This window comes from Endozoicomonas sp. OPT23, assembly GCF_009653635.1.
In the GTDB taxonomy this organism is placed as follows: Bacteria; Pseudomonadota; Gammaproteobacteria; order Pseudomonadales; family Endozoicomonadaceae; genus Endozoicomonas_A.
In genome coordinates this window covers 223736-238316 of the sequence record NZ_PPFD01000003.1, presented here as the reverse complement: position 1 = coordinate 238316, position 14581 = coordinate 223736, and the positions used below count along the sequence as shown (strand labels likewise).

The following is a 14581-nucleotide window of genomic DNA, read 5'->3' as shown; positions in this document are numbered from 1 at the left end:
ATAGTAAAAAAACGAAAAGAAAATAACATCGCGGCCCGTAATGAAACCAAAGAAGACATCGGTATGGATCCGGTTTCTTCTTTGGTCCTCATATTCTTTTTTGATGTAAGGATATTGACGTGATTGGTATTTTTAAGCCATTGCCGCATCAGCCAAGGTTGGCCGATGAGGCAGTTGATGGCACTTATAAGAAGTTACGCTGGCAGATTTTCCTGGGCATATTTTTTGGTTATGCCGGCTACTATTTAGTTCGTAAGAACTTCTCTCTGGCAATGCCCTATCTGATCAACGAGATGGGCTACAGTCGTGGCGACCTTGGTGTTGCGCTCTCTGCTGTTTCTATAGCCTATGGTCTGTCGAAGTTCCTGATGGGAAGTGTTTCGGACAGGTCCAACCCGCGCGCATTCCTTGCTGCAGGTTTGATAGGCTCATCGCTGATCATGTTTACCTTTGGCTTTGCGCCGTGGGCGACAGGCAGTATTACGGCAATGTTCGTGCTGCTGTTCTTGAACGGCTGGTTGCAGGGCATGGGCTGGCCTGCCTGTGGCCGGACAATGGTGCACTGGTGGTCCAGGGGTGAGCGTGGTTCTTTGGTTTCCGTCTGGAACGTTGCGCACAACATTGGTGGTGGTCTGATCGGACCTTTATTCCTGCTGGGCTTGTACCTGTTTAACGATGACTGGCATTCAGCGTTCTATGTACCAGCCATGGGGGCGCTTCTCGTGGCCGGCTTTACCCTGCTGGTAATGAAAGATACTCCGCAGTCATGCGGGTTGCCTTCAATTGAAGAGCATCATAATGATTATCCGGAAAACTACAGCGAGAAACATGAAGAAGAGCTCAGCGCCAAGGAAATCTTCCTCAAGTATATCCTCAGAAACAAAATGCTCTGGTACATTGCGATTGCTAACGCGTTTATCTACATGATTCGTTACGGTGTTCTGGACTGGGCTCCTACTTATCTTTCCGAAGCTAAAGATTTTACTGTCGACAAATCTTCCTGGGCTTACTTCCTGTACGAGTGGGCTGGTATTCCCGGTACTCTGTTATGTGGCTGGATTTCAGACAAGGTATTCAATGGTAAACGAGCACCGGCAGGTATCGTATTCATGATCCTGGTAACCGTTGCTGTGCTGGTTTACTGGTTCAACCCGGCCGGTAATCCAACGATTGATATGCTGGCCCTGATTGCGATTGGTTTCCTGATTTACGGACCTGTAATGCTGATTGGTCTCTATGCGCTGGAGCTGGTGCCTAAGAAGGCTGCGGGTACAGCTGCAGGCCTTACCGGTCTCTTTGGCTACCTTGGTGGTGCCGTGTGTGCCAATATTGCTCTTGGCTACACAGTGGATGCTTACGGCTGGGACGGTGGATTTATTCTGTTGACCACCAGTTGTGTTGCTTCTGTCATACTTCTTGCGATGTCAATGAGCCATGGTCGTAGAGAAGAGGCTCGTTTGGCTTCTCTTGCTGAAGCTGTCTGACTGAGTCCGGGCTTGAACTGTAGCTTGATTTAAAAAAAACTCTATCGCTGAGGTGGTAGAGTTTTTTTATGCCCTTTATTTTTTGTGAAAATTTTTTCATTACAGAAATTAGTCATAAAAATCTTCTACTCGGGGGGCGAATTACGGGTTTCCGCTAATTGTTCGATTTTGAACTTTATTATTATGTTTGTTATCGAAAACAAACGAACTTTATTGAACTTTGACTCATGTCATAACCTAACAAACTTTATCACCTTATAGTTCCGGCGAATGTGAATAGTGGCAGCTGGTGCTGGACGAATGAAAACGATTGAAACCGATGTAGTCGTAATCGGTGGCGGTGCCACCGGCGCAGGTATATTAAGAGATTGTGCACTGCGTGGAATAAAAGCGGTTTTGGTCGAGCGCGATGATATTGCCAATGGCACTACGGGCAGAAACCATGGCCTTTTGCACTCGGGAGCACGCTATGCGGTCACTGACGGGCATTCCGCAAAAGAATGTATTCGGGAGAACCGGATACTGAAGAACATTGCCAGTCACTGTGTTGAGGAAACCGATGGGCTCTTTCTGACTCTGCCTGAAGACGAACTCTCCTTTCAGCATAAATTTATTACCGCCTGCAGTGATGCCGGAATAGAAACTCAGCTGCTGACACCGCAAGAAGCTCTAAAACTGGAGCCGAATGCCAATCCAGATATGTTGGGCGCTGTACGTGTTCCTGACGGAACTCTTGATCCTTTTCGCCTTACCTCAGCCAATATCCTTGATGCCGTAGAGCACGGTGCACAGGTGATGACCTATAAAAAAGTCGTCAGTCTGATTATCGAGCAAGGCATTGTTCGAGGTGTGAATTGTATTGATATCAAAACCGGCGAAGCCGTTACGGTACGTGCCCGGCAGGTTGTGAATGCGGCTGGAATCTGGGGGCAGCAGATTGCCGAGTACGCCAACTTATCAATCAGGATGTTCCCGGCTAAAGGTTCGCTGCTGATCATGGATTACCGCATTAACTCCATGGTGCTGAACCGCTGCCGGAAGCCCGCCGATGCCGACATTCTGGTGCCTGGAGATACTATCTCGCTGATTGGCACCACATCCAGAAAAGTACCTTACGAAGAGATCGACAACATCAAGGTTGATAGCGATGAAATTGATGTGTTGATTCGTGAGGGTGAAAAGCTGGCCCCCATACTGGGCAGAAGCCGTGTTCTAAGAGCTTACTGTGGCGTAAGGCCTTTGATTTCTGTGGATGGTGATACTTCCGGACGTAACATCAGCCGGGGCATTGTTATTCGAGATCATGCTGACACGGATGGCTTGCCGGGGCTGGTTACTGTCGCGGGAGGCAAGCTGATGACTTACCGCCTGATGGCAGAAATGACGACAGATGTTGTTTCAAAAAACCTAGAAACCAATGCCTGCTGCACCACCGCAGAAACAAAACTTCCCGGTGCCAGTAAAGACAAAATAAAGCAGGCAGCATCAGTTAGCGTTCCCGTCAGTATTTCTGCTCAATACCGTCACGGTGAGCGTGCGGAACAGTTTCTTAAAGGCGACTCCCTTTCCAAGTCGGTTGTCTGTGAGTGTGAAATGATCACCCGTGGCGAGATTGAGTACGCTATTGAACAGTTGAATGCCCACTCATTGGTTGATCTTCGTCGTAGAACCCGGCTGGGCATGGGGCCTTGTCAGGGTGAAGTCTGCGCCTGTCGTGCAGCTGATGTTCTACAGGAAACGCTGAAAAAACAGGGTAAAGAAACCAATATTGCCAAAGACCTGAATGAGTTTTTGCAAACACGCTGGAAAGGTGTGCTGCCGGTACTTTGGGGAGACGCTTTGCGAGAAGCTGATTTTACCTACTGGACCTATCAAAGCCTGCTCGGGGCAAGCAGCCTTGAAGATTTTAGTCACAACCGTTCTGGCCAAAAGGATGGTATCCAGAATACAGCCGCTTTGGTAGAGAACAGCTTGGCTACCCAGCTGGAGAGAGAAGTATGAAATTTGACAGTCTGATCATTGGTGGCGGTCTGGCCGGTCTGGTGTGTGGCATTCGTTGTGCTCAGGCAGGCCTTAAAACAGGCATTATCTCCAGAGGAGAAAGTGGACTGGCCTTCTCTTCAGGCACCATCGATTTGATGGGAACGGGACAGAACAGAGAATCTCTGATTGATCCGTTCAAAGGTATTGAGTGGATGTTGCTCAAAAACCCTGAACATCCTTATGGCAAAGTCGGGCTTGATAATATTCATCAGGCAATGTCCTGGTTTCAGACTCTGTCCCGGGAGATTGAACTGCCTTATGCACCAATAGCAGAAGGGAAAAACCAGCATCGAATCACTGCGTTGGGTGCACTCCGCCCTACCTATCTGTCTCCAGCCTCCATGGTTCATATGCCGATAGAGGGAAAGCAGACAGGTTTTCACCGGGTAGCTGTCGTCAATATTGAAGGTTTCAGAGATTTTCAGCCGGAACTGGCTCGACATAATCTCAGATGCCTGGCTGAATTTCAGGGTGTGGAAGTGGTCAGTGCAACCATTAAGCTTCCATCCGAAGCGTTGGGAAATCGTGACCCCGGAACCATGCGCTCGGTTGAACTGTCCCGCCAGTTGGACAGTGACAGAGCGATATCAATACTGGCAGAAAAGCTGAAAGCAGCCATTGGGCATGCAGACCTCGTGCTGCTGCCGTCTGTATTGAGCTTAAGTAATGGCAGTGAGCGTCTAGCGCAACTGTCAGAGCTGTCCGGTTATAAAATTTCAGAGTTGGCTACTCTGCCGCCTTCATTACCAGGTTTACGGTTATCGGAACGATTGCAGCAACGTTTTCATCGCTTAGGTGGGCTGATGATGTCTGGTGATAAAGCTGATAAAGGTATTATTGAGCAGGGAAAGGTTCAATCTATAAGTACGCACGGAAACAACCAGATGGCGCTGATTGCTGACCATATCATTCTGGCCAGTGGCAGCTTTATGAGCGGTGGATTGGTGGCTGATCGAAACCGTATTCGTGAAAGCATTTTCGGGCTGGATGTTAATACTGATTCTGACCGCCCTCAGTGGGCCAATCAAAAATTTCTTAATGGCAAAGCTCATGCTTTTACCGGCTTTGGCGTAGTTGTTGACCAATACATGCGACCACGAAAAGACAATGAGACAGTAGAAAATCTTTACTGCATTGGCAGTGTATTGGGCCACGCTCAACCCGTCGAAGAAGGCAGTGCTGGTGGTATAGCCATATCAACAGGATGGGCTGCTGCCGAACGTATTATTCAGAAAGCAGCTATTCAGCAGAAGACAGCTGTTCAGAAAACCTCTTCGCAGGAGGAGATTCATCATGTCCGTTAATCTGGCTCTTCTGGATACCAGTTTTGATATGTGCATCAAGTGCACGGTTTGTACAACCAAATGCCCGGTTGCTGAAGTTCAGCCGGATTACCCGGGCCCCAAACAGTCAGGCCCGGACGGTGAACGCTGGAGAATCAAGGGTGAAGGTTTCTACGACGAGTCACTGAAATATTGCACCAACTGCAAGCGTTGTGAAGTAGCCTGCCCCTCAGGTGTGGAAATTGGCTCAATTATTCAGAAAGCTAAAGTACGTTCCGGTCGTCATAAGCCAAAAATTAGAGATTACATTCTCAGCCATACCGACCTTATGGGAGCAGTAGCCACACCGGTAGCACCTGTTGTTAATATGGTGACCAAGGTTAAGCCGGTTCGTAAACTGATGGACAAGGTGCTGGATATTGATGAACGTCCAGCTCTGCCAACTTACAGCTGGCAAACCTTCAGACAGTGGTTCAAGAAAGATGCACCGGACCAGACCGGCTTTAAACGACAGATCACGTTCTATCACGGTTGTTACATCAACAGTAACGATACGACAGTTGGCAAAGATCTGGTGAAGGTGCTGAATGCCATGAACATTGGTGTTCAGCTGCTAAAGAAAGAGAAGTGCTGTGGCGTGCCACTGATTGCTAATGGCTTTATGGATAAAGCCCAGTCCAATGCCAAATTGAATACTGAACAGTTCAGGGAAGCACTGGAAGGTGATTCCGAATGTGTGATTTCTACCTCATCTAGCTGCTCAATGACTATTCGAGATGAGTATCACAAGTTACTGGAAGTGGATAACCGTGAACTGGTTGACCGGATTTTCTTTTTTAATACCTTTCTGGTGAAAGAGTTTGAGCAAGGAAATTTACCGGAGATGAAGCCGGTTAAAATCAAAATTGCCTATCACAGCCCCTGCCATCTTATTCGTGTCGGCGGCATCGTCTTTACACTGGAGATTTTACGTCGAATTCCTGGTGTGGAATTGCATATGCTGGACCAGCGTTGTTGCGGACAGGCAGGTACCTATGGCTTTAAAAAAGAGAATTACGAAACCTCTCAGGAAATAGGCGCACCGATTTTTGACCAGATTAATAAGATTAATCCTGACTTTGTGGTGACAGATTGTGAGGCTTGCAAAATGCAGGTGGAGTCATCAACGGATTATAAAGTGCTGCACCCGCTTTCTGTGTTGGCACGGGCCTTGTAATAGGAAGTATTGAAGGCAGGAAGGGCACTGAATTAACAGGCAGTGCCCTGATGTTTAATATTATTTATCGAACAGGCTGGCAAACTTCTCGTAACCTTCATCCTTCAACTTGTCTGCAGGAACAAATCGTAAAGCAGCAGAGTTCATGCAGTAACGTAAACCGGTTGGCTTTGGACCGTCGCTGAATACATGGCCCAGGTGAGAGTCGGCATTCTTTGAGCGAATCTCGGTGCGCACACCAAAGATCGAAATATCATCTTTCTCAACAATGTTCTTGTCGATCAGTGGACGACTGAAGCTTGGCCAGCCAGTACCAGACTTGTATTTATCCTTTGAGCTGAACAGTGGCTCTCCGGAAACAATATCTACATAGATGCCTGCTTCCTTATTATTCCAGTATTCATTCTGGAATGGACGCTCAGTGCCATCTTCCTGAGTGACCTTGTACTGAATAGGTGTCAGCCGTTTTCTCAAATCTTCTTTTGAATAGGCTGAAGCGTGCGCTTCGCTCACCTCACTACCGGTTACATCTTTAGTCGTAGATGCACCGATAACCCATGTGGAAAGCAGGGCAATGGTAGCTGTGCCAAAAGCGGCCGCGATAAGTTTTTTCATCGTATCTCCCGGGGCTGTTTGAAATTTAGCTGCCCATAATGAGTGTTTGATGAGTTATACGATGGAAATGATGCTACGGATGCAGATTCCTGAAAGAAAAAACGTTTACATAAAGCATTCTGTCGGTTGATGGGTACTCTGTCACTTCAAATAAGAAGAGTGACAGGAACCCTGAATGGCAAATGAAAAACTAAGGCATGACCAGCAGCAAGCCTTTATAAAGTCTGGCCAGCCATTGATGCTGGGTACTGAAGCCTGCCTGCCTCTGCCTCTTGATCAACTACTGCAAACAACGCCTGAATCACCCTGGGTAGTTGAGACCTTCACCTCTGGCCTGACATCTGAAGTGTATCGAATTCATAGCAGTGGTCTGGATTGGTGCCTGAAGCGCAAGCGTGAACAGAGCAGGGTGTTAAATACAGACGGTGAACTGGCCTTCATTAATGAAGTTCAAAGAAGAATTGAGCTGCAGACATTAAAAGACGGTTCAGAGTGCAAGGCGTTCCGTCATATTGTTGATACAACGTTTGCTTCTCTACTGGATGGCATCATCCTTTCCCCCTGGCTGTCAGGCAAGCCTCTGGATGATCCCGATGAGCGAGTGCTGGATCAGCTGTTTTCAACCATTGTTGAGCTGGAGCTGGCAGGGTTTTTTGAATGGGATCTTTCTGCAGGAAATATCGTTGATAATGGCGATGCAATTGGCTTGTTTGATTTTGGCTATATGTATCGTTTTGATCCCCTGACCAGTTTCAACAGTAATGGCCCTGAAACCGCGGTTTTTAATGGCATAGAGCGATTTGAAACTCGTTTCCTGATCGGTTGGCTAATGGCTGCTGAAAGAAACATAAGTGACGATGAAAAGCTGGATTTTTTTGGCAAGGAGAAAACCATTGCCGTGAAACATTATCAGAACAAACTGCAAAAACTGACGGAAATGAAGGCAGGCAGAGAGATCCTTGATGGACATGCCAGAATCATCCAGAACTGGGAAAAGGCTCTGAAAAACAAGCCGTCTCTGGAAAAACTGTGGTTGGCAGAAAGTCATCGATCAGCAGTGCTGGACCTTCTTGATGATCTTCACGGAAAGTCCTGCACACCAGCCACACTGACCAAAGCAGATTATGTGCTGGAACAACTAGAGCAAAATTATAGTTTATTGAATGAACAAGATTCGTTGCTGTTTGATGGTAAAATCAAAAGTAAAAGCGAGCTTCTCGAAAAGTATCGAATGATAAAAAAGCAGGCTGAAGGATACCAGCTGGTTGGGTAAGCGAATAATTACTTCGATCCTGATATCATTCGATGGAAATAGATACTATTAATTAATTTCAGTATTTATTTCCATGAAAGAAAGCAATCTCTCGGTCTATGAAGTTCTTTAATTACTTCTTTCACTTCTACAAGATTCGACTCTATAAAATCAGCTCAGTCGATTACAATAAACAGAGATCATGTATCTGGTTAAAGAGTAACACGAAACCTAAGGCTCGATATAACTGCTCATTTTGCAGATATAAGTTTTATTGGATGCACCAAGCTGATCGGTCTCATAATTTTTCAGAGCAGTCATTATGAGACGTAATCAGCTATGCCATTTTTGCGGTAAGAATATTTTCATAACGACGGTAATGAAAACAGTTTCCCCGCTCATGGTCAATTTAACCCGCACGATCAAGATTTACCCATGTCGACACATCTTTACCATCAGTAGACGCTTTGACTACTATAGAGCTACGTTTGCTGATCAAATTAAAGTTTGCACGACCATATTTATCAGTTACTTTTTCAGCATTAATAATATTGCCATTTGAAAGCAACTGTATTTTTGCTCCTTCTACAGGCTTTCCGTCTTTATAAAGATTTGCCGATACACCTGAAAAACCATTGCTGGAAGCATACAGATCAACACCGGCAAAAGCTGGCAGGCTGGAAGCGGCAGCTGAAACGATGAGGGCAGAGACTAAACCTTTTACTACTTTCATGTGAACTTACCTAATATATACAACCATATACGATATTTATATGAATATGGCTAATCATTGTTTAAATACAAGCTTCATCGGAAGCTGGATAGGTTATTGGCTTGAATCTATAACTATTGATGTATCAAACATTGTTTAAGTATAAGTGTGAAAACTTTACTGGATTCGTCAGATTTGTTGATCTCAATAGCCTTGTAAATAAATTAGTTTGAAACGATATTACTTATATTTATTTTACTCATGCCTATATTAGCTGGCACGATCAAGATTTACCCATTGTGATAATTCTTTACCAGCAGCTGACGCTTTAATTACAACAGAGCTGCTTTTGCTGACAAAATTAAAATTTGCACGACCATGTTTGTCAGTTACTTCTTCAGCTCTAACGGTGCCGCCATTTGAAAGAAGTTGAACCTTTGCTCCTTCTACAGGCTTACCATCTTTATAAAGATTTGCGGATACGCCTGAAAAACCGTTGCTGGAAGCATACAGATCAACGCTGGCAAGGGCCGGTAGGCTGGAAGCGGCTGCTGAAACGATGATGGCTGATACTAAACGCTTTACTGCTTTCATGTGAATCTCCTAATGTGTAATTAGCTATACGCGACGTGTTTCTGAATGGTTTCAAAATAAATTACTTTTTTTAAAAACGACAGTGGATCGAGCTTCTAGCTAGATGTAATTGAGTGATGCAATAAGCTAATAACCAAAGTTCTGTAAGAAGCATGGACCTTCAATTCATTAATTTTTGCTGTTCAGTTTCTTCAAATAGCTATCAAGTAAAGCACATCATTGAAGTATGTTTTCTCAAAAAAGCATGCATCAGTGGGCCTTCATAATTTTCCCTGGTAACCTGGACAGAATCGTCGACCAACAAAAGTCGACTGTCGTGTTTCAGGTGAGGTTTTCATGTTACGGGAAGTGTTGCAGGGTATTCTGGATGGCTGGCTTGAAGCGACAAACCAGAGCTTTAGTGGCCACCCTATGGGAAGTCTGGTTCGACAGCGCTTTGCTGATTCAGTGAAAGAGATTATCTCTACGGATTATTCGTCCTTTAAAATAAAAGGCAGTGCCGGAGCAGGTGGTTGGGCTAATGTGCCCTGGCTGTCTATTACGAACCCTCTGATCACCACTTCCACTCAAGATGGCGTTTATCCTGTTTACCTCTTCAAAGCTGATGGCTCGGGTGTTTATCTCAGCTTTAATCAGGGTACGACTAAGCCGCAGGAAAAGCTGGGTGCAGTTAAAGCTAGGGCCAGAGCTGATCGTATTTCGAGAGATATTCAAACGCTGCTGCCGGACTTGGCTGTCTGGGGTGAGCCAACTATTGGTTTAAATTCTACAACGTCTCTTGGCCGGTCATATGAATATGGGAACATAATTGCCAGATATTACCCAGCCAATGATCTACCTTCCGACCAACAGCTTGAGCAGGATTTACTGGAGCTTATGGCTTTCTATAAAGACGTTGAGCCAGCCTGGAAGGAACTGTCAATTTATGAAGAGCTACCAGTTTATGAAGAATCATCGGTTGATAAAGAGTTCGCAGTAAAACCAATGCCTGAAGAAGTAACGTCAACCCTTGATGCGGTGCAGTTACCCAAGCCGTTTATGTTACTGGCGGGTATCTCTGGTACAGGAAAGACACGCTTTGTAAGGCAGCAGGCCAGCCAGCACAGCAGTGATTTATCAAACTATTGTCTTGTACCGGTAAGGCCAGACTGGCATGAGCCATCCGATCTGTTGGGTTATATCTCAAGGCTGGGTAAGCAGGGGCTAAGATTTATTGTCAGTGATCTGCTGCGGTTCATTGTAAAGGCATGGCGAGAGGCAGCCCGTGATGTCAGCAGTGATAGAATAAATCTGAAGCCACTCAATCAGATTAAACCTTACTGGTTATGTCTGGATGAAATGAACCTTGCTCCCGTTGAACAGTATTTTGCTGATTATTTGTCGGTACTGGAAACACGAGAGTGGAAGGGCGAGTGTTACGATTGTGATCCGCTATTAAAGCCTATTGTTTTTGAGGAACTGGATGAGAATGGCAGACAGGCATTACGGCAGTCATTAGGTTTGAATGAAGCTGACAGCGAATTGTGGAACTTCTTTTGTCAGCAGGGCATTGCCATACCTCCCAACATGCTGGTAGCTGGTACGGTTAATATGGATGAAACCACTCACGGATTCTCAAGAAAAGTGATCGACAGAGCCTTCACCGTCGATTTTGGTGAATTCTATCCTAATGATTTCCAGCAGTACTTTTCACCAGTCAGTTGTGCGAAAACCTTAACTTTCAGTCAGCAATCGTCTCTCATTCAGGAGCAGCTCAGTGCTGTGAAAGCTGATACAGACGGCAGCCGTTCAATACTGTTTCTGGAAGCTATTAATAAAGTACTGAAAAGCACTCCGTATGAGTTGGCTTACAGAGCGCTTAATGAACTCCTCCTTTCACTTCTGTGTTTTTCCCCTGCCAACGATATTGAGTTGCAGTCGGTGTGGGATGATTTCCTGATGACAAAAATACTGCCTCGTATCGAAGGTGATGCAGACAAGCTTCTGGACACCGGCGACAGCAGTTTGTTAACAATGCTGCAGAACGTACTGTGTGAACAATTAGGGGATATCTGGGATACCACTCGCCCGGATTTGCTTCGAGAGTCCATAAACTCCGATGAAGATCTCTGGGTTTCCTGTCGAAGCCAGAAAAAACTGTCGTGGATGATCAGGCAGCTGGAAACCAATGGTTTCACAGCCTTCTGGCCATGACTGTTAGAGTAGAGAGTGTGAAAAAAGCGTTTGAAAAAAGAGTGAGTGAAGAAAATGCCTGAACTGTTGTCACTCTCTACTCGTCACTGGAATTTAAGTGTCTGGAGTCGGGATATTTCCCAGCCAAGGCGCACTCAGCAAAGAGTCCTTACGGCCAGAGGTAAGTCTGTTCCTGTATCTGTGATTAAGCTGGATGCAGGGCATGTTTCGAACCTTGAAACACTGGATGGCCAGTGTTTGACCAAGAGTGACAAGGCTCAGACAACGGCAGAAACACAACCGTTGTTTTTTGAAAATCGATTGTATGAGTTTGATTTTCAATTTAATGACGTAGCTTCCCTGGACTCCGAGCCAAGGATTGCCCATCCACTGTCTTCCATTGAAGAAGCTTTTCATTTCAGAAAGGGCTGCCTGAGGGGCAGTATCAACTTTGGAAATAATGTTGGCTGGTTTCGGTTAGTCCTTCGATGTCGAATAAACGATGTTGATTTTGAACATTCATTAGCCTTTCAGGTGTTTCCAACAAAGCTGGATATGGCAACGGATATTGCCTGCATTCAACAGCAGATAGATGAGCAATACCCACTCTGGCGATTTTCTCTGGCGCAGAAAACAGAATCTGATGCATCTGAAACCCGTAAACAGCATGAGCGCTTTTCTTTACTTTGGTTAGCTCAGTTTCAGAGCTTGAGACAAGAGCTAATGGCGGGGGTGAAGTTAATTATTAATAGCCCTCATGGCAGGCTTACTACTGTGACTAAAGCTATTAACCTGAACCAGTTTAAAGGTCGAGTAGTGCCGTCTCAGGAAGAAAAGCTTGGGGAGATATTAAGGAGTGGCAGTGCTCAGAGAAAAATAAAAACCAGTAAAAAGCTAATGACAGTGGACACACCTGAAAATCGCTTTATAAAAATGATACTGAAGGAATCGGCAAAACAGCTGCGGCGTATTCTTCATTTAGCCAAAGAATCCAATAGTGTTTATGGTCAGGAACGCTTATCAGAATCCTTTTTTAAGTCTTTGGAAGAGTGGGTTCAACCCATTGAGGCGCAACTTCGTCACCCTTTTTTGAAAGAAGTCGGTGAGTATGAAGGAATGACCAAAAGCTCGCTGGTTCTGCAGCAGAAAGCAGGCTACTCAAAAGTCTATCGAGTCTGGCAAAAGCTGAAACTCTATCTGGCAGCATTTGGTCAGCAGTCAACCGTTTCAGTTAGAACGATTGCTGAACTCTATGAGGTCTGGTGCGTACTGGAAATAAGGCGTCAATTGCTAGAAATAGGCTTTAAAGAGAAAGTGGTTCGTAAAGCCCAAATGAGTGCAAAGGGATTGGAAAAGCAATTGAAGGACGGGCTTGGCGCTGCCTTCGAGTTTGAAAACAGTAAAGGAGTGAACCTGAGGCTTGCTCATGAACCTGTTTTTTCCAGACCGTACACAGAAAAAGAAGGTGGGATTTACTCTTGGACAACGGTTCAAAAGCCCGACATTTTATTGGAAGCCACTTTTACCGGTGGAGAGAGATTTCAGTGGATCTTTGATGCGAAATACAGATTAAACAGTAAGGTTGATGACCGTGATCTTGCGCCTGAAGATGCCATTAACCAGATGCACCGATATAGAGACGCATTGATTCAGATTGAGTCGGTGGGAGAAAAATGGCGTGATAAGCAGAGGCCTATTGTCGGTGCCTATGTGTTGTATCCTGGTAACTTTGATGAGCAAGAAGAAAGCAGTCCTTATCAGTCGGCGATTAATGAAGTCAGCATTGGTGCTTTTCCACTGTTGCCGGGAAAACCAAATAGCTGGTTGAAGTCGTTTCTTGAATCACGTTTGGTCAGTGATCACAAGTCAATGGATGACTATAACTACCTTAGACCTGCAATCAGAATTGCACCGGGAGGAATGGAGCTAAGCAGATATTCAGATCTGACCTTGTTAGCAACAGCTGGACCTGATCGAAACGAATCCTACATTGAAAGTTTTCAGGCGGGCGATGCAGGCTGGTATCACATGCCATTGTCGACGACCAACCGGTTCAATATCAGTCGAGCGATAATGAAAGAACTTCGTTTTTTTGGTCTCGTACTGCCTGATCGAAGTACAGAAAGCGTCGTCGAGTATATTTATCGCGTTGATTCTATCGAGCTCAAGAAGCGCTCTGAGTTAAGCATTGAGCAAACGGGTCTTGAGTCGACCAGTGCTCGCTACTATTGGTTGCTCAAGCTTTCCAGACCCTATTCGCTGAACAGACCTGTTCGACTGGAGGGAGTAAAACGGTTTGCTTTCAAACTAACCAATGAGAAAGCTTTGTCTGTAACCATTAGTTGGGAAGAGCTTCCTTCCAGATATGAGTTTTTGACAGAATTCTAGTAAATGAAGTCTTCCATTTCACCTTGGTAGGGTTCGTTACTGACCATATAGAACATGCGATTAACGTAGTGCCTGCCATTGGTGACGTATAGTTCTCCATCGCAGTCGAGAACTGTCCAGATACAGTCGGGGTTTTCATTCTTGAGTGCTTCAGCATTCTTACCTAACCAGTTCCAACTGATATCAACGGCTTCATCATCTATGTATATTTCGCGAGAGCCATCGGGTTCAGGGGCTATTTTAAATGTGAGATTTTCTGATTCGATCAGGTCGTCAAACTCTCTCATAGCAGTACCTCAGAAACTGTGAAGAGCGACCTTACCCAGGTTGTGTCTTACAGGCAAGATAAGATAAAACCTTATGATTTCTATGGTCGTTCGTAGCTTTGCGCTTCTATTTTTGTACTTTTTGCAGGGAATATTTTTGATATTTCGTACTTTTATATACGACTTTCTATGAGGAATCGTACTTTTTCATACGACTTTCTATGAAATTTCGTACTTTTTACTAGATATATTTAAGAGTAAATGGACTTTTTTTGGACGCATTCAATGAGGAAGTTTCTTTTAGATAATAAAAAAGCCCCGTAAATCAATGATCTATGGGGCTTAGTATTGGTGGAGACGGCGGGAATTGAAGCCTCAAATAGGCCTATTTTTTACCTTATAAATCAACAAATTACAGATTGATCAAACAGTTACATTTGTACGGATGTACAGCTGTTAGTAGCTGTTAATGGTTGCTGGAGTTCTGTTTCGACACTTGGGAGTGGTTATGTACGACTATAGTCGTTCTAATTCTAGATTGATAAACAAAGGAAAC

10 protein-coding genes and 1 pseudogene are annotated in these 14581 nt (G+C 45.0%); 7 read left to right on the top strand and 4 right to left on the bottom strand.

Going from position 1 to position 14581, the window contains the following annotated elements; translation table 11 throughout:
• The first annotated feature begins 119 nt into the window (after positions 1 to 119).
• The 4 genes from glpT to glpC all read left to right on the top strand — a co-directional run bounded on the left by glpT (position 120) and on the right by glpC (position 6026).
• On the top strand, positions 120 to 1484 hold the full coding sequence (gene glpT / locus EOPP23_RS06880) for a glycerol-3-phosphate transporter (protein WP_370514702.1): 1365 nt from the start codon (positions 120 to 122) through the stop codon (positions 1482 to 1484).
• Positions 1485 to 1784: 300 nt separating this feature from the next.
• Positions 1785 to 3485: an anaerobic glycerol-3-phosphate dehydrogenase subunit A gene (gene glpA / locus EOPP23_RS06875; RefSeq protein WP_153765232.1), complete on the top strand. Its 1701-nt coding sequence runs from the start codon at positions 1785 to 1787 to the stop codon at positions 3483 to 3485.
• Positions 3482 to 4831 (top strand): glycerol-3-phosphate dehydrogenase subunit GlpB, encoded by a 1350-nt coding sequence (gene glpB / locus EOPP23_RS06870; protein WP_153765231.1) that lies wholly within the window; start codon positions 3482 to 3484, stop codon positions 4829 to 4831. Before glpA ends, glpB begins: the two co-directional genes overlap by 4 nt.
• The gene (gene glpC, locus EOPP23_RS06865; protein WP_153765230.1) at positions 4821 to 6026 is read left to right on the top strand and encodes an anaerobic glycerol-3-phosphate dehydrogenase subunit GlpC; all 1206 of its coding nucleotides are present in this window, start codon (positions 4821 to 4823) and stop codon (positions 6024 to 6026) included. The genes glpB and glpC overlap by 11 nt, the downstream gene beginning before the upstream one ends.
• Positions 6027 to 6086: 60 nt before the next feature.
• On the opposite strand, the pseudogene msrB reads toward glpC, so the two are convergent.
• Positions 6087 to 6560, bottom strand: a pseudogene (gene msrB / locus EOPP23_RS06860) (peptide-methionine (R)-S-oxide reductase MsrB); the annotation flags it as partial.
• Between the two features lie 256 nt (positions 6561 to 6816).
• On the opposite strand from msrB, the gene EOPP23_RS06855 reads away from it, so the two are divergent.
• Complete coding sequence (locus tag EOPP23_RS06855; RefSeq protein ID WP_153765228.1) at positions 6817 to 7914, top strand: hypothetical protein; 1098 nt, start codon at positions 6817 to 6819, stop codon at positions 7912 to 7914.
• Positions 7915 to 8302: 388 nt separating this feature from the next.
• Here the strand turns inward: EOPP23_RS06855 and EOPP23_RS06850 are convergent, their stop codons facing one another.
• Positions 8303 to 8626: a hypothetical protein gene (locus EOPP23_RS06850; protein WP_153765227.1), complete on the bottom strand. Its 324-nt coding sequence runs from the start codon at positions 8624 to 8626 to the stop codon at positions 8303 to 8305.
• A gap of 249 nt (positions 8627 to 8875) precedes the next feature.
• Complete coding sequence (locus tag EOPP23_RS06845) at positions 8876 to 9199, bottom strand: hypothetical protein (RefSeq protein ID WP_153765226.1); 324 nt, start codon at positions 9197 to 9199, stop codon at positions 8876 to 8878.
• Positions 9200 to 9535: 336 nt separating this feature from the next.
• Here EOPP23_RS06845 and EOPP23_RS06840 point away from each other — a divergent pair, with 336 nt between their 5' ends.
• The gene (locus EOPP23_RS06840; RefSeq protein ID WP_153765225.1) at positions 9536 to 11392 is read left to right on the top strand and encodes an MrcB family domain-containing protein; all 1857 of its coding nucleotides are present in this window, start codon (positions 9536 to 9538) and stop codon (positions 11390 to 11392) included.
• Positions 11393 to 11446: 54 nt separating this feature from the next.
• The gene (locus EOPP23_RS06835; RefSeq protein ID WP_153765224.1) at positions 11447 to 13759 is read left to right on the top strand and encodes a DUF2357 domain-containing protein; all 2313 of its coding nucleotides are present in this window, start codon (positions 11447 to 11449) and stop codon (positions 13757 to 13759) included.
• On the opposite strand, the gene EOPP23_RS06830 is transcribed toward EOPP23_RS06835, so the two are convergent.
• Positions 13756 to 14046: a hypothetical protein gene (locus EOPP23_RS06830; RefSeq protein ID WP_153765223.1), complete on the bottom strand. Its 291-nt coding sequence runs from the start codon at positions 14044 to 14046 to the stop codon at positions 13756 to 13758. The genes EOPP23_RS06835 and EOPP23_RS06830 overlap by 4 nt on opposite strands.
• Positions 14047 to 14581: the final 535 nt, after the last annotated feature.